The organism is Shewanella sp. SR1 (genome assembly GCF_020447145.1).
Taxonomy (GTDB): domain Bacteria; phylum Pseudomonadota; class Gammaproteobacteria; order Enterobacterales; family Shewanellaceae; genus Shewanella; species Shewanella baltica.
This window is the reverse complement of record NZ_JAJAEF010000005.1, coordinates 214,450-240,550: the sequence shown is the minus strand read 5'-3', so window position 1 is coordinate 240,550 and position 26,101 is coordinate 214,450. Positions and strand designations below refer to the sequence as shown.

Here is a 26,101-nt window from a genome sequence, read left to right as displayed (position 1 = left end):
ACTGTCTCCAGAATGCTTAGTTTGCGAGCTTAGCCGTGAGCATCACTTCGAGTTTGCCTTGGTCTATGGCAAAGTTTCGAATACCTTCCGCAAGCTTATCTACTGCCATTGGATCTTGGTTAAAGTCCCAACGGAATTGCGCTTCTGTCAATGGGGCTTCGGCAGCAACAGTGCTGGTTGCTGCAACCAGTTTAGGAGTAATGTCTATTTGAGAATTAGCCAGTTCTTCTAACAGAGAAGGGCCAATCGTGAGACGATCGCAGCCTGCTAGTTCGATGATTTCACCGATATTACGGAAACTTGCGCCCATAACGACAGTATTAAAACCATGCTGTTTGTAATAATTATAGATTTCGGTAACAGAAATGACTCCTGGGTCATTTACGGCATCGTAGTCTTTACCTGTATCTTTTTTGTACCAATCAAGGATACGGCCTACAAAAGGCGAAATTAGATAAGCACCAGCCTCGGCGCAAGCACGTGCTTGGGCAAAGCTAAATAGCAGAGTTAAGTTGCAGTTGATGCCTTCTTTCTCTAGCTCTTTAGCGGCACAAATGCCTTCCCATGTTGAAGCAAGTTTGATCAGAATACGTGATTTATCAACGCCCGCTTCTTTGTAAAGGCGAACCAGCTTATGGGCTTTCGCAATTGATTGTTCTTTATCGAATGATAAACGGGCATCAACTTCAGTTGAGATACGCCCAGGAACGAGTTTCAGTATTTCTACACCGATATTAACGGCGAGCTTGTCGCTGGCATCATCAAGTTGCTGCGCGAGATCGGCACTTTGTGATTTTGCCCAATTGATAGCATTATCTATGAGGGATTCGTATTCAGGAATTTGAGCCGCTTTCAAGATGAGTGATGGATTGGTTGTCGCATCTTCAGGTTGGTAGCGTTTAATCGCTTCGATGTCGCCAGTGTCAGCGACGATAGTGGTATATAACTTGAGTTGCTCTAATGTATTGACCATGAAAAACATCCTTCTCAGGTAGCAGTCTTAACTCGGAATTCACTGATGACTATTAGAAGCGATTTTGCCAACTTTTCCAACCTTGAATGTAAAAAAATTACAAAAATGACAATTTTATGTCTATTTAGGTCTGGCATGAGATACAGGCTCTCATCTTGGCTGTGGTAGAGGGCATCGCTTTTCCTAGTGTATACCCCATAAAAACAAAAAGTCGCTGCAAGCAGCGACTTTTTTACGTCAATAAGTAATATTACTTAAGAACAGGTTGTTTAGCTGTAGTTGTCACAACGGCTTCGATGCGACGGTTAGCAGCATGGGCTTCTTTCGAGTCACCAGCAACCAGTGGCTGAGTCACACCGTAACCGTTAGAAGTTACGCGGCTTTGGCTGATACCATATTTCTCAACAAGAATTTTGGCAACGGCGTCAGCACGTTTGTCAGATAGCACCATGTTGTACTCTGGTTTACCTACGTTTGAGGCATGGCCAGCGATTTCAACAGTGAACTCTGGGTTCTTGTTCAGGTAGTTAGCTAGTCTTTCGATATCTTTGTAGAAAACTGGTTTAACTACAGCTGAATCGTTAGCAAACTGGATTGAACCCACGTCTTCTTTATTTTTTACGTTTTCGTAAATGGTACAGCCAACAGAGTCAACTTTATGTGTTGCTGGTGTGGCTGGACATTGGTCTTTGTCGTCATAGACGCCATCGTTGTCTGAGTCAACAGGTGCTGCTGCGATAACCGCTGCTGCAACTGGTGCCGCTGCAACTGTGTGACCGAAACGGTAGCTCAGTTCTAGACCCCAGTAGTTGCTTTCACCTTCAAAAGTACCCCACTTATCTTCATCTAAATTTTCATAGCGACGATATTTAGCTTGAAGTTTTAAGTTCTCAGTGAAGTTATAACCAATACCGGTACCGAAATAAGGAGCAATACCGCTATCGCTATAGTACTCGCTACCCCATTGTTTATTATTGGATATTAAGTAGTTCATTGCGCCAGCTTCAACAGATAAACTCCAGTTGTTAGCTATTGGCCATACGCCTACAAGCCCAAGAGTCGTACCTTTAACTCCTAGATCATTTAGCTTGTTGCTATAATCGGTCCATTCAGCACGACCAAGATTACGGTAACCTAACTCAATACCAAAGTAGTCATTGAACATGTAACCTGCGAATATATCCCAAGCATATGGGTCATCTTCACCACATACTTTAGTCGTTTTTAAATCGCAGTTCGGCTCATAGTTATTTACGCCAAGTCCGCCACCGATATACCAAGGTGTCAGTTCTTGAGCCGCAGATACAGTGAAAGGTAATAGCGATGCAAGCAGTACAAATTTTAATTTATGATTCATCATGTTCTCCAATTCCATTATTTATGATTCTCCACCAATATGTTCTGCGCTTATGTGTGTGCAAAACATTGCTAGCACTTAATGTGGGGATCCTTTGGTATTGTAGCCAGCGATTAATTATCACTTGGTTTGTTAAATTTAGCCAGAGCTAAGACCCTTCATTTTATGGTTGCTCATTCTGTAAGTTGTTTTTTCAACGTAAAAAAGGCACTCCGAAGAGTGCCTTTAAAATGAACTGTTGTGTTAATTTTTTGTAATGACTAACGTGTCCATATCCAATTTTCAATTTCTATTGGGTCGACACCATTCGCTTTAATGTAGTTGCGGTGGTCAACTAGTCTTTGCAGCATGTCAGTGGTGATGGAAACGTGCATAGTTTCATCAATAACGCCCTGTTGGAACAGTTTGTAAGCCATATCAATCACTAGGTGATAACGTGATGTGCCGTTACGAACGCCCATATCGAATGGAGTGGTTGTTGAACCTTCTTCTTCATAGCCTTTAATTCTGAAGCGACGGCTGCCTTTGTGATCAAATATTAACTTTTTAATCGTATTTGGGTAACCATGGTAGTTGAATACCACGCCTTTATCTTGGGTAAATATTTCGTCCATTAACCAAGGTTTTTCTTTAAATTTGCGGCTTCCTAAGCCATCACTGCTTAATTCGGTGACGCTAACGAAGCGAATTTTGACTCTTGGAAGGAGTTCTCTGATCAATACTAATGAAGCCATACACTCTTGAGTGACGTAATCACCACAACCTGCCAGCACAATATCTGGATTCTCATCAGAGGCGAAATCCCACACCATCACGCCATCTTTTGCTTGTTTACGCGCTTCTTCCAAGCTCAACCATTGTGGTAACTCTTTCTTACCTGCAACAAGAATATTGAGTTTGTCGCGGTCGGCGTAAGCCCGTTCGGTATAAACCAAGGTGCTGTTAGCATCTGCTGGTAAATAAGCAGAGATAATTTTTGGATGCTTCTCTAGCATAGCCCCAAGGAAAGACGGGTTTTGATGCGAGTAGCCATTATGGTCTTGGCGTTCAAGCAGCGAAGATAATACGACGTTACATGAAGGCAGCGGCTTACGGAAATGCACACCTTGGCTTGCATAGACGTATTTACAGTATTGGTCAGCCATCGATGAGATCACTTGTGAGAATGATTCATACGTAGGGAACATGCCGTGGCGGCCTGTTACTGTGTAGCCGTGCAACATACCAAAGAGCAAGTTTTCAGAAAGGAGCTCAATCACTCGTCCTTCGCGGGACATGTCTTCATCCCAGCTCTCAATTGGCCATTGCCATGCACGATCGGTTTCTTCAAATACGGCTTGTAGTTGATTTGAATAGGTTTCGTCAGGGCTAAAAATACGTAGATTGCGTTGATCGCGGTTTAGCTTGAATGCATCACGCATCCATTCACCCATTTTCAGCATGGAATAACCACGGTGACCACGTGGTACTTCTGGGCCGTAGCTGAGTTTTTCGAGATCAGGGTTCGTTAACGCTCTAACCACTTCACCACCATAGGTGAGATGTTGACGACCACAGGCAAGTTGCTTAGGTGGAATTAATGAGCAAATGTCGGCATCAAAAATCAGCTCGCCTTTATCATTCATTTGGTAAAGTTCTTGGAAGTTGTAACTGGCAAGCCAATTGTCAAGTGCATCCAGATGACCTTTATCTGTGGCACATTTATTGACGATCACTTGGTGTGATTCGCAGTTACCTTCTAATTTCTTACCTTTATACTCACTGACACCCGTCCAACCTTTGGCGGTGCGCATTAAAATCACTGGCCATTTAGGCTTAACCACATCTTCGCCGCTACGGGCACGACGTTGGATATCATTGATCATGGCATAAGCGGTATCCATGGCATTCGTCATTTGCACATAGATATCTTCTTCTAATTCGTTATCAACGATAATAGGGAAGTAGCCAAGACCACGGAATTCAAGATCCAGTTCTTCATGGCTCATGCGTCCCATACGGGTAGGGCCTGAAATTTTATAGCCATTGATATGCACAATCGGTAATACTGCACCACTCGTCGCAGGAGAGACTAGACGGTTTGCGTACCAAGATGCTGCTAATGGTCCGGTTTCTGCTTCACCGTCACCTATTAAGACGGTGGCGATCAGATCTGGATTATCGAGTACTGCACCCCAGCCAACAGAAAGTGAGTAGCCTAGTTCGCCACCTTCAAGAATTTGTCCTGGAGCTTCTGGGTTTGCATGTGAAGGATAGCCATAAGCGGCGGAAAACTTCTTACAAATATCTTCGATACCGGTTTCATTGTAGGGGATCGTTTCTGGATAGAAATGGCTTAATGAACCTTCCATGAATAAGTTAGCTTGTACTGCTGGGAAACCATGGCCTGGACCAACTAAATAGATGAACGAGCGGTTATGTTTCACTATCAATCGGTTAATGTTGGCATAAACAAAGTTAATGCCGGGGCAGGTACCCCAGTGGCCAAGTAAACGTGGTTTGATATCAGTATGGGCAAGTGGACGTTTATGTAAGACGTTTTGTTTGAGATAAATCTGCGAGGTCGCAAGAAAGTTGGTCGCTCTGACATATTTTTTCAGAGCATTGATTTCATGTATTTGTGTCATATAAAGCCTCACTAAAACAAACAAGAGATGATTGAAGTTTCTATGTGGATACTATATTTGTAGTTTTATTACAAAAATGTGCCCTACATCCAAATTTTAAAAGTTGTTTTTACTGTTAAAAATAATGGGGCAACTTCTCGATTTTGTTAATGTAGCTTTAACAGTGGCTTAGCTTATGTTGTGAGGCGTGATGTTGATGGCGTTTAACTGTGCAAACGCGAGCTTGATCACATGAGCAATTTCGAATACTGTGCTATTTTGCTGCGTTGAATTCGGTAGCCGTGATGTTGTAAATTCACGGAAGGATAATTTGAAAAAATAAATCTACCGAAATTCTTACCTTTAACTTGGAAGGATTCATTCACCACAGATGTTGTACCTCTAATTGCCATTCAATTAGAGGAGCATTTGCTACGGGAAGAAGTAAAATAATATGTTAGAAACCATAGTTAATTTTTTGAATGCGCTACTTTGGGGTAAGTTGTTAGTATATGGACTGGTAGGAGCTGGTCTTTATTTCACTATAAGACTTGCCTTTATCCAGTTAACCCACTTTAAACATTCCATCAAAGTCATGACCATGAGTCGCCAAGGTTGCGATAGCGGTCTTTCATCATTTCAAGTCTTTTGTACCAGTATGGCGGCCCGTGTTGGTGCCGGTAATATGGCTGGTGTTGCAGTCGCTATTGGTGCTGCAGGTCCTGGTGCGGTATTTTGGATGTGGCTTATCGCTATTTTAGGTATGGCTACCGCTATGGTTGAATCAACCTTAGCGCAGGTTTACAAAGTGCGAGATCATAACGGTCAGTTCCGTGGCGGTCCTTCCTATTATATGGAAAAAGGCTTAGGTCAGCGCTGGATGGGCATTTTGTTTGCTGTCTTTCTGATCATTGCATTTGGTCTGGTATTCAACGCGGTACAAGCGAATACCATTACCGGAGCGATGGAGCGAGTATTTGGGTTTAATCCTACTTATGTCGGGATTGGACTGGTAATTGCCAGTGGGTTTGTGATTGTCGGTGGTCTGCGTAAAGTCGCACGAGTCTCTGAGTTTATCGTCCCTATCATGGCATTAGCCTACATTATCGTTGCCTTCATTATCGTTATTTTCAACCTGGATCAATTGCCTGCTATTATTAGCTTAATTGTGAAGAGTGCTTTTGGTTGGCAAGAGGCGGCTGCTGGCGGCGTGGCTTATACCGTCGCGCAGGCTATGCAAGCGGGTATTGCACGCGGACTTTTCTCAAATGAAGCGGGTATGGGCAGCGCGGCGAATGTCGCGGCTAGTGCATCGCCTAATCCGAATCATCCGGCATCCCAAGGTTTTGTACAGATGATGGGGGTATTTGCGGATACTATCGTTATCTGTACTGCAACGGCTGCAATTATCCTACTATCAGGGGATGTGGGTTCGAGTGACGATGGCATTCGTTTAACCATCAATGCCATGTCATCCCATGTCGGTGACTGGGGCGGTGCGTTTATTGCAGTGGCGATTTTCTTATTTTGCTTTACATCCATCATCGCCAATTACTCTTACGCTGAAACAAACGTGATGTTTTTAATGGGTAACAGTACCAAATTACTGCCTTTGTTCCGTTTGTGTGTATTGGGCATGGTGATGTTTGGTGCCGTGGCAAAGATAAGTTTAGTGTGGAACTTAGCCGACGTTTCTATGGGATTGATGGCGACAGTGAACATTATTGCGCTCTTACTGTTGTCAGGTTTGGCCATTCGCGTCATCAATGATTATCGCGAACAGGTTAAAGCGGGTAAGACGCCAGAGTTTGACCGCAGTAAGTTTCCTGAATTAATGGATCAACTCGATGATGATATTTGGCAAGATGCCAGTCTCAAGCCCGTTAAAAAGCCTTAGTTAACCGAAATTATCGACGATAAGTATTACTGATTGTCGTAATCGAAAAGACCACGCCGTTAAAGCGTGGTTTTTTTATGTTCGTTCAGTATCATAGACATGTCTTTTTGTTTCTGTTGGGAGTTTTTGATGTTGATATTGGTTTCGCCGGCGAAGACCTTAGATTTTGAACAGCCGCCACTGACGCAGGTGTATTCACAGCCTGATTTCTTAACTCATAGTCAGGAGTTGATCCAAGTTTGTCGGCAATTAACTCCTTCAGATATCGCGACTTTGATGAAGGTGAGCGATAAAATTGCGGGTTTAAATGCGGCGCGTATCGGACAGTGGCAGCCAGACTTTAGTTTAGATAATGCTAAACAGGCCATTTTTGCCTTTAGAGGGGATGTGTACACAGGTTTTGATGCTGACACCTTATCTGAGGATGAAATCGCCCAGACTCAGTCGCAGCTGCGTATTCTATCGGGTCTTTATGGTTTGCTAAGGCCGCTGGATTTAATCATGCCTTACCGTTTAGAAATGGGAACGGCGCTTTCGAATCCAAAAGGTAAAAATTTATATGAATTTTGGGGTGATACCTTAACGCAAGCGGTAAATGAAGCGCTTGCAGAAAGTGGTAGCGATATTATTGTCAATCTTGCTTCTAATGAGTATTTCAAAGCGATAAAGCCTAAAAAACTGCAAGGGCAATTAATTTCACCCGTATTTAAAGATTGTAAAAATGGTCAATATAAAGTGATCAGTTTTTTTGCTAAGCGTGCTAGGGGCATGATGGCGAGATATATCATCACCAATAAAGTGAATACGTTAGCTGAGTTAAAAGCATTTAATCTCGCGGGTTATTACTATAGTGAAGAGCAAAGTTCACCGACAAATCCAACATTTTTACGTGCAGAGCAATAGCGAAATATCGATAAGATGTTAATTGAGAGAGAACAGCTTATGCTGTTCTCTCAATTATTTTATCGATTATCTATTTTTCAGACTGAGTGGCCAAAGGTGTTAATGCCGTGTTTGCATTTGCCATGATATAAGCAAATTGTGCGTAGGCTGCGACGTTTTGAGCCAATGCGGCGGGGTCAATCTTATCTAAGGTATCATTCGGTGTGTGATGGTAATCGAAGTAATCGTGACCATCTTGCCTTAATGATGCAACTGGTACGCCTAGAGCCGGCAGCATAGACACGTCAGGCCCGCCAGAAGCTTGGTTGTTGCCGAGTGCGACACCATTGAATGACATAGGGCTAAGTGCATGCTGTACCTCTGCAAATGCGCTCTCATTGACCTTAGTATCGATTTGATAAATTCGGCCTGCTCCAAAATCGGACTCTGCGGCTATGTAGTGCAGTGATAATTCCGATTTATGAGCTTCAGCATAGGCTTTACCGCCCACAAGCCCTATTTCTTCAGCGGCATATAGCACCACTCTGACAGTACGAGCGGGTTTTACTGGAAGATCTTGAATGTGCTTAGCTGCAGCTGTCACTATCGCGACACCCGCCCCATCATCAATCGCCCCCGTACCTTCATCCCAAGAATCTAAATGAGCGCCAATGAGCACGATTTCATTGGGCTTACTGCTGCCCGTTACTTCGGCAATGACATTATAAGACGTATTAAAGCCTGCATTTTTGGGTGACATCTGCAACTCAAGTAGAGCATCAGGATTGCGTTTTAGTAACGCATCGACCAAATCGGCATCAGGGTTTGACATGGCTGCCGCAGGGATCTTAGGCACGTCATCTTGGTAGCGCATAACACCTGTATGGGCCATGCGGTCATGATCTGTGCCAATAGAGCGGATCACGATAGCAACTGCGCCTTTTTGCGCTGCTGCGACAGCACCTTTTGAGCGGCCGCCAACGCTTTTGCCATAGCCTTCACCAGTAATGTGGCGCTCGGTTTTTTGGTCAATAAACGCAATCTTACCTTTTACGTCTTCAGGCTTGGCTTGTTGTAGTGCCTCTAGGCTATCAAAACGTGCGATTTTAGCCTGTAAACTACCTGCTGGTGTCGCAACGCTGCCACCAAGCGCAGTAATGACCAGCGGCTGCTCGACAGGGAAGGTTATTTTAGCTTTGGCTTCACCGCGTTCCCAAATGGGTACTTGTACTGGTTCTTTATAAACGCGGTCAAATCCAAGGCTGGTCAGTTTATTTATCGCCCAGTTAACGGCGATGATATCTTTTGGGCTTCCAGCTAGTCTTGGACCTACTTCAACCGTGAGAGATTCGACTATGTCATAACCTAATTGTGAAGCTAATGCTGTCTGCTGTAATTTAATGACTTCACTTGTCGGGGCTGTTTCTACTTGAGTTTGGCACGCACTTAAACTCCCGATTAAAAAACTCGAGAGAAGTGTTGTTTGATAGGGCTTCATTAGATTTCCTTTATTTTTATTAAGCATGTCCCATTTTTAAAAACAATCTAGCAAAAAGTGTGCTTTATGTCCCGACTATATCCGTAAGGCGACGCTATATTAGCGCAGGGGTTAGTTTTAGGAGAGAAAGTGCGTAATGAATATTGAATTAATGCAGGAGCGAGCCGATCATGCCGTAGTGCTATTAAAGGCACTTGCGAACGAACGCCGTTTATTTATTCTTTGTTATTTATTGAATGAAGGAGAAATGTGCGTTGGCGAAATGAATAAAAAATTAGGCTTAAGTCAATCGGCACTGTCACAACACCTTGCTTGGTTACGCAAAGATAATTTAGTAACCACACGCAAAGAAGCGCAAACAGTATTTTATTCACTCAAGAGTGATGAAGTACGGGAGATGATCCACTTGTTGAACAACATTTATTGTCATTAATAGTGTTTTTCAGATATAAAAAAACCGGCAATTGCCGGTTTTTTTCATTTGCTATTTTATAGATTAAGCAGCGATTGCTTTGATCTTAGCGTTCAAACGTGCCTTTTGACGAGCGGCTTTATTCTTGTGAATAAGACCTTTAGTCGCCATACGGTCAACGATTGGTTGTGCAACAGCAAAAGCTTCTGCTGCTGTTTTGTGATCGCCTGCTTTAATTGCAGCGATTACTTTTTTAACGTATGTACGTAACATTGAGCGACGGCTGGCGTTATGCTGACGACGCTTTTCAGATTGAAGCGCGCGCTTCTTTGCAGACTTGCTATTAGCCAAGGTGCAACTCCTAAAAACTGGATTTGATACTTTTAAAGGCCGAGGAATATGCCTGCATTTAGTCACTTTGTCAATGACTATGATTGAATATTCATCATAAAGATAAATTAATCCAACCTGCCTTGGCTATCTTCGACCCAACTCGTGTAATATGTGGCGCAATTCTAGCAGCTATTACCGCAGTGTGACAGAGCCTGAATCGATTTTTTGAGATGTATCACCTAATCAATTCGACATGGGTCTGGGGGACGTTTGAGTAGAAAATTATTAAAATCTGGTCTGATTGTTAGTGCTATGACATTGATATCCCGTGTGTTAGGTCTTGTTCGGGACGTCGTCGTTGCTAACTTGATGGGGGCCGGGACAAGTGCCGATGTGTTTTTCTTCGCCAATAAAATTCCTAACTTCTTACGTCGTTTGTTTGCAGAAGGAGCATTTGCACAAGCCTTTGTGCCTGTTTTAACTGAGTACCAAGAAAAACACACCGCAGAAGAAACCCGTGACCTGCTGAGTAAAGTCGCAGGCACATTAGGTTTGTTGGTGACGATTGTGACGCTTGTGGGCGTGGTAGCTTCGCCCGTGTTATCTGCCTTATTCGGCGGTGGTTGGTTTATTGCTTGGCTTAACAATGAGCCCGACGGCGCTAAATTTGAACTCGCCACCGTAGTGCTTAAAATTACTTTTCCTTATTTGTGGTTTATTACCTTTACCGCACTGGCTGGATCGATTTTAAACACCCGAGGCCGATTTGCGGTTTCGGCGTTTACCCCTGTATTCCTCAATGTGGCGATTATTACCGCGGCCATATTTTATGCGCCAACATCGACTCAACCCGAAATCACCCTTGCTTGGGGCGTTTTTTGTGGCGGATTAATCCAGTTCTTATTTCAAATTCCTTTTTTGTTGCGTGAAAAAGCACTGGTTAGACCCTCGTGGGGTTGGCATCACCCTGGAGTGGTGAAAATCAGAACCTTGATGATCCCGGCGCTATTTGGCGTATCGGTTTCACAGATTAACCTATTATTTGATACCTTTATCGCCAGTTTTTTGATGACGGGCTCGATAAGCTGGCTCTACTATGCCGACCGTTTATTGGAGTTTCCCCTAGGATTGTTTGGGATCGCGATTGGTACTGTTATTTTGCCTGCGCTGTCACGAAACCATGTCAATGCTGAAGGTGCGGGCTTTGGATTGACGATGGATTGGGGAGTTAAAGCTATTTTGCTGCTAGGTCTTCCTGCCATGATGGGGTTGATCATCCTCGCAAAACCTATGCTGATGGTGTTATTCATGCGCGGCGCTTTTTCGATGCATGATGTTGAAATGGCTTCATATAGTTTAATGGCTTACGGTAGCGGTTTACTCAGTTTTATGCTGATTAAAGTACTCGCACCAGGTTATTACTCCCGCCAAGATACCAAAACCCCTGTGCGTTATGGCATTATCGCCATGATCACCAACATGGGCTTTAACTTATTGTTTGCTATTCCTTTTGGGTATGTTGGATTGGCGATTGCGACTTCAATGTCAGCATTGCTCAACGCCACTTTACTTTATCGAGGATTGCATTTAGCCGGCGTTTATCGCGTTTCTAGGCCGACTATGGTGTTTTTTGCTAAAGCCGTGGTCTCTACCGCCTTGATGGTGGTAGTCTTGTATTACTTTTTACCTTCGCAACAAATTTGGTTAGATTGGCATTTGTTCGAACGTGCAAAAGCCTTGATAGGCTTGATTTTAGCGGGGGCAGTCAGTTACTTGTTGGGACTGCTTTTGCTCGGAATTCGTCCTTGGTCAATTAAACGGGGAGTTTGATTGCTGATTCTCATCGCTAGCTGTTATATAATCAGCCGATTTGCGCTTGGCAGTTGTCTAAAGTTATGGAATTAATCCGCGGTATACATAACATTTTGTCATCCCACCACGGGTGTGTATTGACTATAGGTAATTTTGACGGCGTCCATCGTGGTCATGCACAAGTGATTGCGAACTTAGTGCAGAAGGCAAAGCAGTTATCGCTGCCATCTACGTTGATGACGTTTGAACCTCAGCCGCAGGAATTATTTAGCGGCGACAATGCGCCAGCTCGTTTAAGTTTATTACGTGATAAAGTCATGTTGCTCGATGAACTTGGGGTTGAACGGTTAGTGTGTGTTAACTTTAATCGCACTTTTGCCAATCAACCTGCTGAGCATTTTATTGAAGAATTGTTGGTCCGCAAACTCGGTGTTAAATACCTAGTGGTCGGCGATGATTTTTGTTTTGGTCAGGGTCGTAAAGGCAATTTTGAGATGCTTGTGCGGGCGGGTATCCAAAATGGCTTTACCGTGGTCAGCACCCAAAGTTTTATGCTGGGCTCGCAAAGAGTGAGCTCAACTGCCGTGCGTGAACAATTGGCTAAGGGTAATCTTGAGCAAGCAAGACGCTTGCTCGGTCATCCTTTTACCTTGAGTGGTCGTGTCGCACATGGGCAAAAAATTGGCCGCACCATTGGTTTCCCTACAGCCAATATCGCCTTAAAGCGCAATGTTGTGCCGGTACGCGGTGTGTTTGCGGTCAAGTGTTATTGGGATAACAGCGATATTTATGAGGGCGTAGCCAATATTGGGTTCCGTCCGACAGTGAACGGTCAAGTGTGTCAGCTTGAGGTGCATCTTTTTGATTTTGAAGGTGACATTTACGGCAAACATGTTGAGGTCGAGTTGGTGGCTAAACTCCGTGATGAGCAACCTTTTGACTCATTGGATGCGCTTAAGCAACAGATTTTAAATGATGCAAATGAAGCCAAAGCTTTATTTGGTAATGATGCAGGCTGAAATTTATCAGTTTAATTAACGGTATAGGATCAATGAGCGACTATAAATTTACTTTGAATTTGCCGGAAACAGAGTTTCCGATGCGTGGTAATTTGGCAAATCGCGAGCCAGAGATGTTAGAGCGCTGGACAAAAGACGGTTTGTATCAGCAGATCCGTGATAGCCGAATTGGCCGTACTCCCTTCATTTTGCATGACGGCCCACCGTATGCAAATGGCAGTATTCATATTGGTCACTCAGTTAATAAAATCCTCAAGGACATTATTATTAAGTCAAAAACCATGTCTGGTTTTGACGCACCGTATGTGCCAGGTTGGGATTGCCACGGTTTACCTATCGAGCTGAAAGTAGAGCAAAAAGTGGGTAAGCCTGGTCAAAAAATCTCTGCGGCAGAATTCCGCGAAGAATGCCGTAAATATGCCGCCGAGCAAGTTAACGGTCAACGTGAAGACTTTATCCGTTTAGGCGTATTGGGCGACTGGCAAAATCCGTACCTGACGATGGATTTTTCAACCGAAGCTAATATCGTGCGTTCTTTATCGAAAGTGATTGAGAGTGGTCACTTACATAAAGGCGTTAAGCCAGTGCATTGGTGTACTGATTGCGGTTCTGCCTTAGCTGAAGCTGAAGTGGAATACGAAGACAAAACATCACCTGCTATTGATGTAGCATTTGTGGCCGCCGATAGTAAAGCCGTTGCGGCTAAGTTTGGGGTAAGCGATTACTCACATCCTGTTTCTATGGTGATTTGGACTACCACGCCATGGACTCTGCCTGCGAACCGCGCCTTGTCTTTGAGTCCTGAGCTGGATTACAGCTTAGTTGAATTCGAAAAAGACGGCGTTACGCAAGCGCTTATTTTAGCTGAAGTATTAGTTGAATCTTGCCTGACTCGCTATAACGTGGAAAGCCATACAGTGCTTGGCTCTGCCAAAGGCGCAGCGTTTGAGCTTGTCCGCTTTAATCACCCATTCTTAGATTTTGATGTTCCGGCAATTTTAGGCGATCACGTCACGACGGATGCGGGTACTGGTATCGTTCATACTGCCCCAGGTCACGGTCAAGACGACTTTGTGGTTGGTCAAAAATACGGTTTAGAAGTGGCAAACCCTGTTGGCGACAACGGTGTATACAAGCCTGATACCGAGTATTTTGCTGGACAGCATGTCTTTAAAGCCAACGATAATGTTGTTGCTTTACTGAGAGAAAAGAGCGCCTTGCTGAATCATGTGGCTTACCGTCATAGCTATCCACATTGCTGGCGTCACAAAACACCGATCATCTTCCGTGCGACGCCGCAGTGGTTCATCTCTATGGATAACCATGGCCTGCGTACGCAAGCATTGAAAGAAATTGAACAGACCCAATGGATCCCTGATTGGGGCCAAAGTCGTATTGAAAAAATGGTTGAAAACCGCCCTGACTGGTGTATCTCACGCCAACGTACTTGGGGTGTGCCTATCACGCTGTTTGTGAATCGTGAAACCGAAGAGCTGCACCCAGATAGTGTGTCGCTAATGGAACGTGTAGCGAGCTGTATTGAACAACAGGGCATCCAAGCTTGGTGGGATCTCGATGCCGCTGAATTATTGGGTGACGAAGCTGATCAATACCGCAAAGTAACCGATACCTTAGACGTTTGGTTTGACTCAGGTTCAACCTTCTCGTCAGTGGTAGCGGCTCGTCCTGAATTCCACGGACACGGCGTTGACTTGTATCTTGAAGGTAGCGACCAACACCGCGGCTGGTTTATGTCATCTTTGATGATTTCAACCGCGATGAATGGCAAAGCACCTTATAAGCAAGTACTGACTCACGGTTTTACCGTCGATGGTAAAGGCCGTAAGATGTCAAAATCTATCGGTAACGTGATTGCGCCGCAAACGGTAACCAACAAATTAGGCGCCGACATTCTGCGTTTATGGGTTGCGGCAACAGATTACAGCGGTGAGATGACGGTTTCTGACGAAATCTTAAATCGCAGCGCCGATGCCTATCGTCGTATTCGTAACACTGCCCGTTTCCTTTTAGCCAACTTAAACGGTTTCGATCCTGCTAAGGATTTAGTTGCTGTTGAAGATATGGTGGCGTTAGACCGTTGGGTTGTGCGCCGCGCTGCTGCGCTGCAACAGGAAATTATTGAAGCCTATGAACAATATAACTTCCATATTGTGACTCAAAAACTAATGCAGTTCTGCTCGGTTGAGTTAGGCAGTTTCTATTTGGACATCATTAAAGATCGCCAATACACGGCTAAGCAAGAAGGTCATGCGCGTCGCAGCTGTCAATCTGCTTTGTATTTGATCTCTGAGGCTATGGTACGTTGGATTGCACCAATTCTAAGCTTCACTGCTGACGAAGTGTGGCAACTATTGCCTGGCGAGCGTGATGCCTATGTCTTTACCCAAGAATGGTATCAAGGCCTGAAATCAGTCACCTTAGCGACGGATTTGAGCGACGATTATTGGCAGCAACTGCTGACCGTGCGTAACGAAGTCAATAAAGTGATTGAACAAGCGCGCCGTGATAAACGTATTGGTGGTTCACTAGAAGCGGAAGTGACCTTGTTTGCTGATGCAGCATTGACTGAACAATTAACCCATATCGGCGATGAGCTAAGATTTGTGTTATTGACCTCTGAAGCTAAAGTCTTGCCTTTAGTGGACGCGACATCGGAAGCGGTTGAGACTGAGTTGGCGTCACTGAAATTAGTGGTTGCTTCAAGCACTGCAGAGAAGTGTGAGCGCTGCTGGCATCACAGAGAAGAGGTTGGCACGATTGAGGCCCACCCAACACTCTGTACTCGCTGCGTAACAAACATTGAAGGCGACGGCGAAGTTCGTCTGTTTGCGTAAAGGATCTGTATGCCATTAACTTGGAAAGACAGTGGCTTACGTTGGTATTGGGTAGCTGTATTGGTGTTTTTTGCCGATCAGCTATCTAAACAATGGATCTTGGCCAATTTTGATTTGCATGAATCGCTGAATTTATTGCCTTTTTTTAATTTCACTTATGTACGTAACTACGGGGCAGCCTTTAGTTTTTTGAGTGACGCCGGTGGTTGGCAGCGTTGGTTATTTACGATTGTTGCGGTTGGATTCAGCACTCTACTCACAGTGTGGTTGCGTAAGCAATCTGCTTCGTTGTTGAAACTGAATCTGGCTTACACCTTAGTGATTGGTGGTGCCCTAGGCAATTTGGTCGACAGATTAATGCACGGTTTTGTGGTTGATTTTATCGATTTCTTTTGGGCTAAGAGCCACTATCCAGCTTTCAATATCGCCGATTCGGCGATTTGTATTGGTGCTGTGTTGATCATTTGGGATGCATTTTTAAGCGGTAAATCTGAAACAGATAGCGCCGAAGGGGTTAAGAAGTGACTGTGACGCGATCTTTACTATGCCATATGAACATTGTGCTTTCTGATGGTTCAACCGCAGACAGCACTAAAGCTTCGGGTAAACCAGCTCGATTAAATGTGGGTGACGGTACGTTAAGTCCAGCATTTGAGGCGCAATTGGCAACGCTTGCTGAAGGTGATAAACACAGTTTTACCCTTGAAGCGATTGATGCCTTTGGTGAATCAAATCCTGATGCTATTCACTATCTAGACAGAAGCCGTTTTCCGGCAGACATGAGTTTAGAAGCAGGCGTGATTGTCAGTTTTGCCGGCCCAGGTGGCAGTGAAATCCCGGGTATTGTCCGTGATGTAGCGGGTGATTCCATCACAGTCGATCTGAATCATCCTCTGGCAGGGCACAAGATCACTTTTGAACTGGACGTTGTAAAGGTACTTTAAGATGAAACTCGATCCTACCAGCCCAAGTTTGAATATTATGCTCGCGAACCCGCGTGGTTTTTGTGCGGGTGTTGATCGTGCTATCAGTATTGTTGAACGGGCGTTGGAATTGTTTTCACCGCCTATTTATGTTCGACATGAAGTCGTACATAATCGCTATGTCGTGCAGAATCTGAAGGATCGCGGTGCGGTTTTTGTCGAAGAGTTAGATCAAGTGCCGGATAACAACATTGTTATCTTCAGTGCTCATGGCGTCTCTCAAGCGGTGAGACAAGAAGCTAAGGCGCGAGGGTTGAGAGTTTTCGATGCGACTTGTCCCTTAGTGACCAAAGTGCACCTTCAAGTGACGCGTGCAAGCCGTAAAGGTATTGAATGTATCTTGATTGGCCACGAGGGGCACCCTGAAGTCGAGGGGACTATGGGTCAGTATGATAATCCTAACGGCGGCGTTTATCTGATTGAATCGCCTGCCGATGTGGATGCTCTCGAAGTTCGCGATCCTAACAATCTCTGCTTCGTGACCCAAACAACTTTATCTGTCGATGATACGTTAGACATTATTGCCGCGTTGCAAAAAAGGTTTCCTTCAATTGAAGGACCTCGTAAAGACGATATCTGTTATGCAACACAGAATCGTCAAGATGCGGTACGTAATCTGTCTGCAGATGTGGATTTGTTGATTGTTGTTGGTTCAAAAAACAGCTCTAACTCTAATCGGTTACGCGAGCTCGCATTGAAGACCGGAACCCAGTCTTATCTGGTGGATACTGCTGACGATGTTGAATCAAGCTGGTTCGATAATGTTTCGCGTGTTGCTGTTACCGCAGGCGCTTCTGCACCTGAGGTCTTAGTTCAACAAGTTGTCCAAGCGATTGCAAAACTCGCCCCTAGCGTGGTAACTGAAGTCGAAGGCCGTAAGGAAGACACTGTCTTTGCGGTACCTGCCGAACTGCGCTAAATATATGTGATGTTAAGTTATTTATAAAAAAGAGGCGATAAGCCTCTTTTTTATTGCCTCAAATTCATTCAAGGCATAATGATATCAATGCTTATACGCTATTGTTACTGGCTACTTACATTTTACTCATCTATTATTAACTGTTGGTAATTTTTTGTCGTAAGACTAAGATTTTAAAAGGGTAAATGGCTGAAAAGCTTGTCAAAAATATGGCTAAATTCGAACGATTGACACAAAAGGAATTTCAACGAGGCTTCTCATTAATTGAGGTGCTTGTTGCATTGGTGATCTTAGTCATTGGCTTAATCGGTATTTTTAATCTGCATATCGTTGCAAAGCGTGGCAGCTTCGAGTCATTTCAGCAAACCCAAGCCTCTTATTATGCAAACGATATTATCAACCGGATGAAGCTTAATAGAACACAACTCGCTAGTTACAAAGGTAATTATAGCGGTTCTAAAGAAGCTATTACACCTGCATCACCTGCGTGTGATGGAGGAACGTTATGTTCCCCCACTCAATTGGTTGCTTGGGATTTATATGAGTGGCGCTCAGCCTTTTCTGGTGAAGATGAAATTGTAGGTTCTCAAAATGTTGGTGGCCTTGATTCTCCCTCTGGATGTATTCAAATCACTAATAATGATGTTTTAGTGGTGATTGTATGGCGTGGAATACGTAAAACAGCAATTGATAGTTCGAAAGTTGTTGATACTTCCGCTAAATGTGGTGCAGATAAGGAAAATCGCCGAATATTTTCCATTAAAACGGTGATTATATAAATGAAAATAGCAATTATGGTTATAGCAAAGAAGAAACCGCAGTCAGGCATGTCACTTGTTGAACTTATGGTGGCTATGGTTATTGGCTTATTTTTAACTGCGGGCGTATTCACTATGTTTAGTATGTCTTCATCAAATGTCACCACAACCAGTCAATTTAATCAATTGCAGGAAAATGGGCGTATTGCATTAGCCATTATGGAGCGGGATCTCAGTCAGTTAGGTTTTATGGGGGACTTAACTGGTACTGATTTTATTGTTGGAACAAATACCAATGTTGAGATAGCAGCCCTAACTTCTGATTGTGTTGGAGCTGGCTTAAATAATGCAACTTTACCTGATGATAAGCCTGCACATTTTAGACGGCTTTGGGGGTATGAAAACACTGCCACGAGTGAGTATCTCAGTTGTTTGGATTATGGTGATGTGAAAGCTGATACTGATGTTTTGCAGTTAAAACGTTTCCTCGGTCCAAGTGTATCAGAGGGTGATAGCAATGCTATTTATGCCGCATCAAATTCATCACAAGTGGCATTTTTTGTTGGTGAGAGCCCTACAGCAACGATAGAAAACTCTAGGATTTGGGAGTATCAGCATCATGTGTACTTCATTGCAGATGACGCAAGTGGAATACCTATTCTGCGGCGTAAAACTTTAACCAACACAGGTATGAGTAATGATGAGCAGTTGGTCGAGGGCATAGAGAATATTCGGTTTTTGTATGGATTTGATAATGATGGTGATAGTACACCTGATAGTTTTATGCCTGCTTCAAATGTGACTGAATTGATGTGGGATAATGAAGGATTTCAAAGGCTTGTAGCTATTAAGGCTTTTGTATTGGTTCGTTCTATTAATCAAGATAGAAGTTATACCAATGATACTCAATATCAGCTTGGTGATAAGACAATAATTATCCCTGCAAATGACCATTATCGTCGTAAAATTATGTCTACAACAATAGTGCTGGAAAATCCAGTACTGATTCGTAGTTGACTGGAGTTGTGAATGAAGAAGCAAAAAGGTGTAGTGCTATTTTTCGCATTAATTGTTTTGATCATTATGACGGTCATTGGTGTTGCTCTGGCTATTAATTCGACTCAATCGCTGCGGATGTCAGGTGCAGGATCTGAAAGAATAGAAGCAAAGGCTATTGCTGATGGGGGATTGGAACAAATTATTTCTGATTATTCAGGCGAGCAGTTTGCCAACCTTAATGCAGTAACCGAAACATCAGTTTTTAATAGCAATCAAAAGTTAAAACCATTACCTGATGCTGGCGTACGTGATGTTGGCTGTCAAAGAACTGCAAATGCAACGGGTGCAAATTTAGTCAGTTGTAGAAGAGTTGAGATTAGTAGTTCGGTGACATTCGGTAGGGATAATCTTGGCTCATTAACCGTTGTTTCAGGTGTAGAGCAACAAGTGCTAACAGGAAACTAATGTTATGTTGAAAAAAATCTTTTGTGCTCTTATGGCTGCCACAGTCATTATTGCAGGGCAAATACATGCAGATGATACAGAGCTTTATCTTGTTGACTCTACGGTAAGGACTGGCAAGCGCCCACAGGTGTTATTTATATTTGATAACTCAGGGAGTATGTCAACTGAAGACCAGAATGCTGTCAGTTCCTATTGTTCCCAAGCTGGTCATGCGGCAGATACTTGTACCTACCCTGCAGGATTTGAGACATACATGAACAGTTATTCTGGATATATCAATCAGAAAGGTACCTATTGGAATGCGGGGGGCGTAGATAATACCAGTAATATGCCTACCCCTGATGATCCTAATGATGCCCGTCGTTTTTATTTGGGGAATAATAATTGTAATACAGCTGCCAAAGCTTTAGTGGATAAGGGGCGTTACACTGGATACTTACGTGAGTTTAACAAAAATAAGTGGGAATCTTTAGCAAACAATAATGGTTTTAATCAGAATGATATTGTTGACTGCTACGAAGATATTCTAAATGCTGACCCAAAAAATCCTGGTTCAACTAATAAAAAACCATCGTTTGCAGATGGTTACCCGGTTGATACTAATAAAATGTATACATCGGGAAGCGCTGAGACTGACCGTCAAAGTAGTTTAAATAGTACAAAGTTTGGAACCGAAACTCCGGTTACACTTTACTCTGCTCATTACTTGGTGTGGTATAAGTGGGCAACAACGACAACAGAAGGGCAGAACAGTGGTGGTACTGGTACTCGTTTAGATGTCGCGAAAAATGCTCTTAAGTCAGCGTTGGAATCATTAGCTATTCCCATTGATGCTGCCCTTGCCGTTTATAACTTAAACTATCCAACCGAGAATTATGCTGACGGCGGACGTATTATTTATGATATGACCGAAATGACGGAAGCAAATAAGTCCTCATTAATATCTTTAATTAAAGATATGCCTGCTCAAACAAATACGCCTCTGTGTGAAACATTATATGAGGCTTATCAATTTTTTAGTGGCGGCCCAGTCACCTTTGGTAATGATGATAAAAACGCGACTGGAAATAACAAAGTTGATAACTATACGCCAAATAATCCTTCAAGCATCTTGAATAGTGGGAATTATGCAACGAAGTTTAAAACATGCCCGGACACCGCATATTTGATTTATATTACCGATGGTGCGCCAACACTCGACCATGCCTCGGATGACTCGATTAAGCAATTAACTTCAACCGCTAAAGTCGCTGGTGACTACAGCGCTATGAGTTTCAAAGATGATCGTAATCAAGATGAGTTTAGCTATTTGCCTGCTTTAGCGGCTTATATGTACAACAATGATATTGTTGTTGGGCCGAAAGATTCAAATGGTGTTGATAACAAACAAAACGTTAGATTGTTTACTATAGGCTTTTCTGACGGAGCGGATAAAGCAGCTGCACTCTTGGAAGAGGCGGCTTTTAGGGGCGGAAGCCCAAGAGTTAATGGCGTATCTAAAGGTTATTACGTCGCTAAAACGGGCCTTGATTTAGTCGAAGCGATGAATGACGCATTAAAGTCTATTCTGACCATAGATTCATCATTTACCTCTCCGAGTATTGCCAGTAACAACTTCGATAAAACTCAGACCTATAACTCAGCTTACTTTGCCATGTTTTTACCCGGTGGCGGACCTCGCTGGAGTGGTAATTTGAAAAAGCTGAAAGTCAATTCCTCTGGTGAGATTGTCGGTCCAGGTGGAACGACGGGAGCAATTGATACTAATGGTAATATTTCAAGTGATACTTGTACCTATTGGAATACCTGTCCTGCAGGTAACATCGATGGCAATAAGGTGAAATCGGGTGGGGTCTTACCGACCTTAAAGTCCCAATTGAAAAATAGAAAAATATATATAAATGACGGAAGTGGTTTGAGTTTGCTTACAACAATAAGCGACTCGAGTTTTTATTCTCTTCTAGGAAGTCCTGCAACTAGCTCCGTTTCTGATACTGTCTCCACGAATAGAGACTGGATTTATGGTGTCGATGTTGATGATGAAGATAATGATGAAAATTATACCGACCCTCGAGATGATATTATGGGGGATCCTCTCCATTCGAAACCTCTCGCTATTAACTTCGGTAATAAACCTACAACAGATGCGGATGGCGATGTTACATCGGAAAATCTTGATGTTCGAATCTTAGTTGGTACCAATCAGGGATTGGTACATATGTTTAAAGATTCAGACACTGGTAGTGGCGATTATGCTGTTGGTTCTGTCACTGAGTCTTGGGCATTTATACCATCTGAATTAGTGCATAACATTCCAACACTAAGGCGGGATGATTCAACTGGAACTCATAGTGTTTATGGGATGGATTTATCACCCGTAGCTTATACTGAAACGGATGCAGATGGTAAAGTCAATAAGGCTTGGGTTTTCCTTGGTATGAGGCGTGGCGGCACGTCTTATTATGCGTTAGATATTACAAATCCAGATTCACCTCAGTATAAGTGGATGATTAATTCTAGTACGGAAAAGTTTGATGACTTAGGACAAAGTTGGTCAGAGCCTATCGTTACCTTTATTCCATCAATCACAGAACCTGTATTGATTTTTGGTGGCGGAATGGAATCAGCAGAGGGTTCTGGTGCGGCAGTTTATATTGTAAAAGCATTTACTGGTGAATTTGTGACTAAGTTTACCGCCACGGGAATGAACAGTATCCCTAATAAAGTTGCTGTTTTAGACAGTAATAATGACGGTATATCTGATCGGATATATGCAAGTGATATTGATGGAAGTATATGGCGGATAGATTTACCTTCGACGAGTAAAATCAATTGGTCCGTATTCCAATTTGCCAAAATTTCCACAGCGAGTTCACCTGATAACCGGATGTTTTTTGCTGAGCCGACTGTCGCACAAACTCAGTTCAATAATATTCATTCTGAAAATGGTATTTTATCCTATCAGAGCATACCATATGATGCGGTAACTGTGGGTACGGGGAATAGAACACATCCATTGGATATTGCCACTAATGACATGTTTTATGTATTTCAGGATAGAAATGTTGTCACTAAACAATTCACTGGCACCGATATACCGGCCCCTCTAACGATTTCTAATCTATATGATGTTACCTCTGTCGCACCTACTTCGCAGAGTGATAATGTTGCTTTTGGGCAAAAGAGAGGCTGGTATTATGATTTCCCTGCTTCGGGAGAGAAAAGTCTATCTTCCTCGCTTATTTTTGATGGTAAAGTTTATTTCACTTCATTTGTTCCGCCGACTAACCAAGCCGTTGATTTGGATGCGGGGGTATGTGGTTTTTCAGGACAGGGACGACTCTATGTATTTGACTTACATAAAGGTACTCGAACATCAAGTACACTTTATTATGAGGTTGGTGAACGTATTCCTGATACCCCCCAAATTGTAATTCCTGAGCCTCAATCCGGTAAAGATCCAACTGCTTATATCATCGGAGTAGGTAAAGGTGAGTGTGATAACGGAAAGTGTAAAGGGACTATCGAATTAGGTAGTGGTTTAAAAACTAATAAAATTTATTACCACATTAATGAGTGAAAATATTAATGAAAAATAATAGTTCACTTGGTTTCACTCTTATTGAGTTAATGATTGTCGTTGCGGTGGTTGGGATATTAGCTGCAATTGCCTATCCATCATATATTGAGTATATCACTAGGAGTGGGCGCTCTGAAGGGGTGGCAGTGGTAATGAATGTGGCAAATTTACAGGAGCAGTATTACTTGGATAATCGTGTTTATGCGACAGATATGACAAAGCTTGGATTAGCTGCGGATCCCTTTGTTACCGAGCATGGGCATTATAGTGTTGCTTCTGCTGGTACTAGCTCGTTTACGATTACGGCAACAGCACAAGGGAGTCAAGCAAGCCGAGATTCCACCTGTGCAACGATTACGATGACATCTGCGGGTGTAAAAGGCCCGTCAGCGGAGTGTTGGAAATGAGCAGAACTTTTATTGGTTTAATGTTAGGTATTTTTTCTTGTGTGTCCATTGCAGCTACGAGTGAGCCAGCACAGGACTATAAATGTCACATTACGGCATCTAAAGGGGATAAAGTGGTTTTTTATCGTTGGAAGGTAAAAGACGTTAACCTGAACATTGCCAGTTTACCAGGTAAGCAATTAACTGCCTCTGATGGTAAAAAGTATTTTATAAAAGAGGTTATTGAATGCGTCTCTCTAAGCCAAGAGTTTACCAGTGACAATAGTAAACAGTTAGATAAGGTTACGCTTAGATAGCTACCTCCAAGAAACTGTAATTAAAATTTTGAAGGTTTTTTATAAAGCAAATTTTACTGAAGGGTATGGTTCGTAATTCTGTGTCAACAAAAAATTGATATGGTTTTCTAAGCGCCTTTCAAAACGGATGCTGTGAAATACGCTCTAAATTTCGGTTATTTAACAGCTGCTGCCATTGGCGCCGTATGAAATGATACCGCCAGCATTTACAATAACACCCTTTGACTCGGCCGCTTTTCCTGCGGGGCAATAAATTAATGTTCCACCGGAAGAAAGTCCTTCAGGCGTGAATGTGAGTGAATTAACTGTGCCCTCTATTTTGTCACTTGAATGGAAGCCGTCTATAGCTCGTAATTCTTTATTGGTCTTAATATATACACGAATTCCATTACTCCAGTCTGTTGATGTCCCGCAGGAGGTAGCTGTAGCAAATGGGCATACATTTACGGCCGTGCCATAGCTCACAGCCTGATTGCGGGCAAAGACCATAATGTCGTGGATTTTTGTAATGTTATTATTTACTCGCATACCTTCGTAGAGAGAGACCAGTGACGGTACTCCGATGGTTAATAAAATTGCTGCAACAGTGATTGTAACCATTAACTCAATTAAGGTAAAACCTGCCATTTTGTGTTGCATGCGGACTATCCTCACTTATTTACCATAGAGTATAAGCGAGAATGCGGCTGATATCAGCATTTGAGTCATGCATTTTTAATCTTATTTTTTAATGTGATATAGCTTCCTTATTGTGATACTTAGTACGGTTTTGTTTTCAAAAAATAAATTTATGACTCATTCTTTTAGCGCCGTTAGGCTAAGTACAACTTATATTGTCATCGGTTGAGAAACGAACTCTACCTGCTTGATTAATAACGATTGCTCGTGAATGCGGGCTCGCTGGGTTAGATGGGCAATACTTTAGTGTCCCATTTGTACCTGATGCTAGTCCGTCAGGCCGAAATCGAATCGACGTACGATTGTATTTAACTGTGTCTTTTGAATCAAAAGCATTTGTCATATAGAGTATTTTATCGCTGTCATCTACTTGGTTATTACTGTTAGTGTCAATAAAAACAGTTAGTCCAGCTTGCCAGTTTTGCTCACATTTCTGGTCGATAACAGCACAGACTGTTACCTTTCTATTAAGAGTAATTGCTTGGTTACGTGCAAATTGCAGCGTTTGTTGGATAATTCGTATGCTGCTATCAGCTCTATATTGGGTATAAACATCAGTTAAGGATGGCACTCCTCCAGTAAGCAAGATGGTTAAGACGGCAAGTGAAATGAGAAGTTCTATCAGGCTAAAGCCTTTTTGATGAGTGTTCATAACAAATCCCTGTTATTTTGCGCTTGCATCCCGCGAGCGAGTTTTGGCTAGAATGTAAGTATAAAGTCTGGCGCTATACTCATAGTGCTTTTTTTAGACTTTTATGTGCTAAAAGCGATTTTGTAGAAACTGTGTTTTATGAGTAAAGCACTACATTCACTTCAATGTTGACCTAACCCCGTGTAAGCTAGTGTTATTCTGTTTGTTTATGTTATTGCAAGGGATGAGGAATTTTTAATGAAAAAAGTTGAAGCCATTATTAAGCCATTTAAATTAGACGACGTAAGAGAATCCCTTGCTGAGATTGGCATTACAGGTATGACGGTTTCTGAAGTCAAGGGTTTTGGTCGTCAGAAAGGGCATACAGAGCTCTATCGTGGCGCTGAATACATGGTGGATTTTCTGCCAAAAGTGAAAATAGAATTAGTGATCCAGGATGATCTGCTCGACCAAGCTATTGATGTGATCGTTGAAACTGCCCGCACAGGCAAAATTGGTGATGGCAAAATTTTTGTCACTGATGTTGAACGTGTTATCCGTATTCGAACTGGTGAAGAAAACGAAGAAGCGGTATAAGCTGCTTTAGAACGATTCTAAAGGGCCTAGTGGCCCTTTTTTGTTGGCTAAGCTGATGGAAGTACGGCTGAGTTTCTGAAATATCTTTAATGCAAAATCGTCAGTTTTACTGAACTAATGTAGTTATCTCTTATCTGTAACATG

At 42.9% G+C, this 26,101-nt stretch carries 23 protein-coding genes; 16 read left to right on the top strand and 7 right to left on the bottom strand.

Going from position 1 to position 26,101, the window contains the following annotated elements; translation table 11 throughout:
- Positions 1–16: 16 nt before the first annotated feature.
- The 3 genes from tal to KV201_RS06835 all read right to left on the bottom strand — a co-directional run bounded on the left by tal (position 17) and on the right by KV201_RS06835 (position 4,957).
- Positions 17–973, bottom strand: a complete 957-nt coding sequence (tal, locus tag KV201_RS06845) for a transaldolase (RefSeq protein WP_226058890.1) — start codon at positions 971–973, stop codon at positions 17–19.
- Between the two features lie 250 nt (positions 974–1,223).
- Positions 1,224–2,348 carry an OmpA family protein gene (locus tag KV201_RS06840; protein WP_226058889.1) on the bottom strand — a complete coding sequence of 375 codons (1,125 nt, stop codon included), beginning with the start codon at positions 2,346–2,348 and terminating at the stop codon, positions 1,224–1,226.
- Between the two features lie 242 nt (positions 2,349–2,590).
- Entirely contained in the window at positions 2,591–4,957 is a 2,367-nt protein-coding gene (locus KV201_RS06835) for a phosphoketolase family protein (RefSeq protein ID WP_226058888.1), read from the bottom strand.
- A gap of 433 nt (positions 4,958–5,390) precedes the next feature.
- On the opposite strand from KV201_RS06835, the gene KV201_RS06830 reads away from it, so the two are divergent.
- Positions 5,391–6,833 (top strand): sodium:alanine symporter family protein, encoded by a 1,443-nt coding sequence (locus KV201_RS06830; RefSeq protein ID WP_063883432.1) that lies wholly within the window; start codon positions 5,391–5,393, stop codon positions 6,831–6,833.
- A gap of 129 nt (positions 6,834–6,962) precedes the next feature.
- A complete protein-coding gene (gene yaaA / locus KV201_RS06825; protein WP_226058887.1) occupies positions 6,963–7,736 on the top strand; it encodes a peroxide stress protein YaaA in 774 nt (257 codons plus the stop codon).
- Positions 7,737–7,806: 70 nt separating this feature from the next.
- Here the strand turns inward: yaaA and KV201_RS06820 are convergent, their stop codons facing one another.
- Positions 7,807–9,213 (bottom strand): M28 family metallopeptidase, encoded by a 1,407-nt coding sequence (locus KV201_RS06820; RefSeq protein WP_226058886.1) that lies wholly within the window; start codon positions 9,211–9,213, stop codon positions 7,807–7,809.
- A 136-nt stretch (positions 9,214–9,349) separates the two neighbouring features.
- Between KV201_RS06820 and KV201_RS06815 the strand changes: the two genes are divergently transcribed.
- On the top strand, positions 9,350–9,646 hold the full coding sequence (locus tag KV201_RS06815) for a metalloregulator ArsR/SmtB family transcription factor (protein ID WP_006084975.1): 297 nt from the start codon (positions 9,350–9,352) through the stop codon (positions 9,644–9,646).
- 63 nt (positions 9,647–9,709) lie between these two features.
- Here the strand turns inward: KV201_RS06815 and rpsT are convergent, their stop codons facing one another.
- Positions 9,710–9,976 carry a 30S ribosomal protein S20 gene (rpsT, locus tag KV201_RS06810; RefSeq protein WP_006080633.1) on the bottom strand — a complete coding sequence of 89 codons (267 nt, stop codon included), beginning with the start codon at positions 9,974–9,976 and terminating at the stop codon, positions 9,710–9,712.
- A gap of 252 nt (positions 9,977–10,228) precedes the next feature.
- Here rpsT and murJ point away from each other — a divergent pair, with 252 nt between their 5' ends.
- From murJ to KV201_RS06750, 12 genes are all read left to right on the top strand, one after another.
- Positions 10,229–11,788, top strand: a complete 1,560-nt coding sequence (gene murJ, locus KV201_RS06805) for a murein biosynthesis integral membrane protein MurJ (RefSeq protein ID WP_006080634.1) — start codon at positions 10,229–10,231, stop codon at positions 11,786–11,788.
- 65 nt (positions 11,789–11,853) lie between these two features.
- Complete coding sequence (ribF, locus tag KV201_RS06800; protein ID WP_226058885.1) at positions 11,854–12,789, top strand: bifunctional riboflavin kinase/FAD synthetase; 936 nt, start codon at positions 11,854–11,856, stop codon at positions 12,787–12,789.
- 32 nt (positions 12,790–12,821) lie between these two features.
- Complete coding sequence (gene ileS / locus KV201_RS06795) at positions 12,822–15,644, top strand: isoleucine--tRNA ligase (protein WP_226058884.1); 2,823 nt, start codon at positions 12,822–12,824, stop codon at positions 15,642–15,644.
- 9 nt (positions 15,645–15,653) lie between these two features.
- On the top strand, positions 15,654–16,169 hold the full coding sequence (gene lspA, locus KV201_RS06790) for a signal peptidase II (RefSeq protein ID WP_226058883.1): 516 nt from the start codon (positions 15,654–15,656) through the stop codon (positions 16,167–16,169).
- Positions 16,166–16,588 carry an FKBP-type peptidyl-prolyl cis-trans isomerase gene (gene fkpB / locus KV201_RS06785; protein WP_006080638.1) on the top strand — a complete coding sequence of 141 codons (423 nt, stop codon included), beginning with the start codon at positions 16,166–16,168 and terminating at the stop codon, positions 16,586–16,588. Before lspA ends, fkpB begins: the two co-directional genes overlap by 4 nt.
- A gap of 28 nt (positions 16,589–16,616) precedes the next feature.
- Entirely contained in the window at positions 16,617–17,546 is a 930-nt protein-coding gene (gene ispH, locus KV201_RS06780) for a 4-hydroxy-3-methylbut-2-enyl diphosphate reductase (protein ID WP_170927454.1), read from the top strand.
- 185 nt (positions 17,547–17,731) lie between these two features.
- Positions 17,732–18,325 carry a type IV pilus modification protein PilV gene (gene pilV / locus KV201_RS06775; protein WP_226058882.1) on the top strand — a complete coding sequence of 198 codons (594 nt, stop codon included), beginning with the start codon at positions 17,732–17,734 and terminating at the stop codon, positions 18,323–18,325.
- Positions 18,326–19,321, top strand: coding sequence for a PilW family protein (locus KV201_RS06770; protein ID WP_226058881.1), 996 nt, complete (start codon positions 18,326–18,328; stop codon positions 19,319–19,321).
- Positions 19,322–19,333: 12 nt separating this feature from the next.
- A complete protein-coding gene (locus KV201_RS06765; RefSeq protein WP_220777593.1) occupies positions 19,334–19,768 on the top strand; it encodes a PilX N-terminal domain-containing pilus assembly protein in 435 nt (144 codons plus the stop codon).
- Positions 19,769–19,772: 4 nt separating this feature from the next.
- Positions 19,773–23,348, top strand: coding sequence for a pilus assembly protein (locus KV201_RS06760; RefSeq protein WP_226058880.1), 3,576 nt, complete (start codon positions 19,773–19,775; stop codon positions 23,346–23,348).
- 8 nt (positions 23,349–23,356) lie between these two features.
- A complete protein-coding gene (locus tag KV201_RS06755; protein WP_226058879.1) occupies positions 23,357–23,755 on the top strand; it encodes a type IV pilin protein in 399 nt (132 codons plus the stop codon).
- Entirely contained in the window at positions 23,752–24,051 is a 300-nt protein-coding gene (locus tag KV201_RS06750; protein WP_226058878.1) for a TapY2 family type IVa secretion system protein, read from the top strand. The genes KV201_RS06755 and KV201_RS06750 overlap by 4 nt, the downstream gene beginning before the upstream one ends.
- Before the next feature lie 159 nt (positions 24,052–24,210).
- On the opposite strand, the gene KV201_RS06745 is transcribed toward KV201_RS06750, so the two are convergent.
- On the bottom strand, positions 24,211–24,690 hold the full coding sequence (locus tag KV201_RS06745) for a GspH/FimT family pseudopilin (RefSeq protein ID WP_226058877.1): 480 nt from the start codon (positions 24,688–24,690) through the stop codon (positions 24,211–24,213).
- A 178-nt stretch (positions 24,691–24,868) separates the two neighbouring features.
- Positions 24,869–25,381 (bottom strand): GspH/FimT family pseudopilin, encoded by a 513-nt coding sequence (locus KV201_RS06740; protein ID WP_107402413.1) that lies wholly within the window; start codon positions 25,379–25,381, stop codon positions 24,869–24,871.
- Between the two features lie 237 nt (positions 25,382–25,618).
- On the opposite strand from KV201_RS06740, the gene glnB reads away from it, so the two are divergent.
- Positions 25,619–25,957 (top strand): nitrogen regulatory protein P-II, encoded by a 339-nt coding sequence (gene glnB, locus KV201_RS06735; RefSeq protein ID WP_012088533.1) that lies wholly within the window; start codon positions 25,619–25,621, stop codon positions 25,955–25,957.
- Positions 25,958–26,101: the final 144 nt, after the last annotated feature.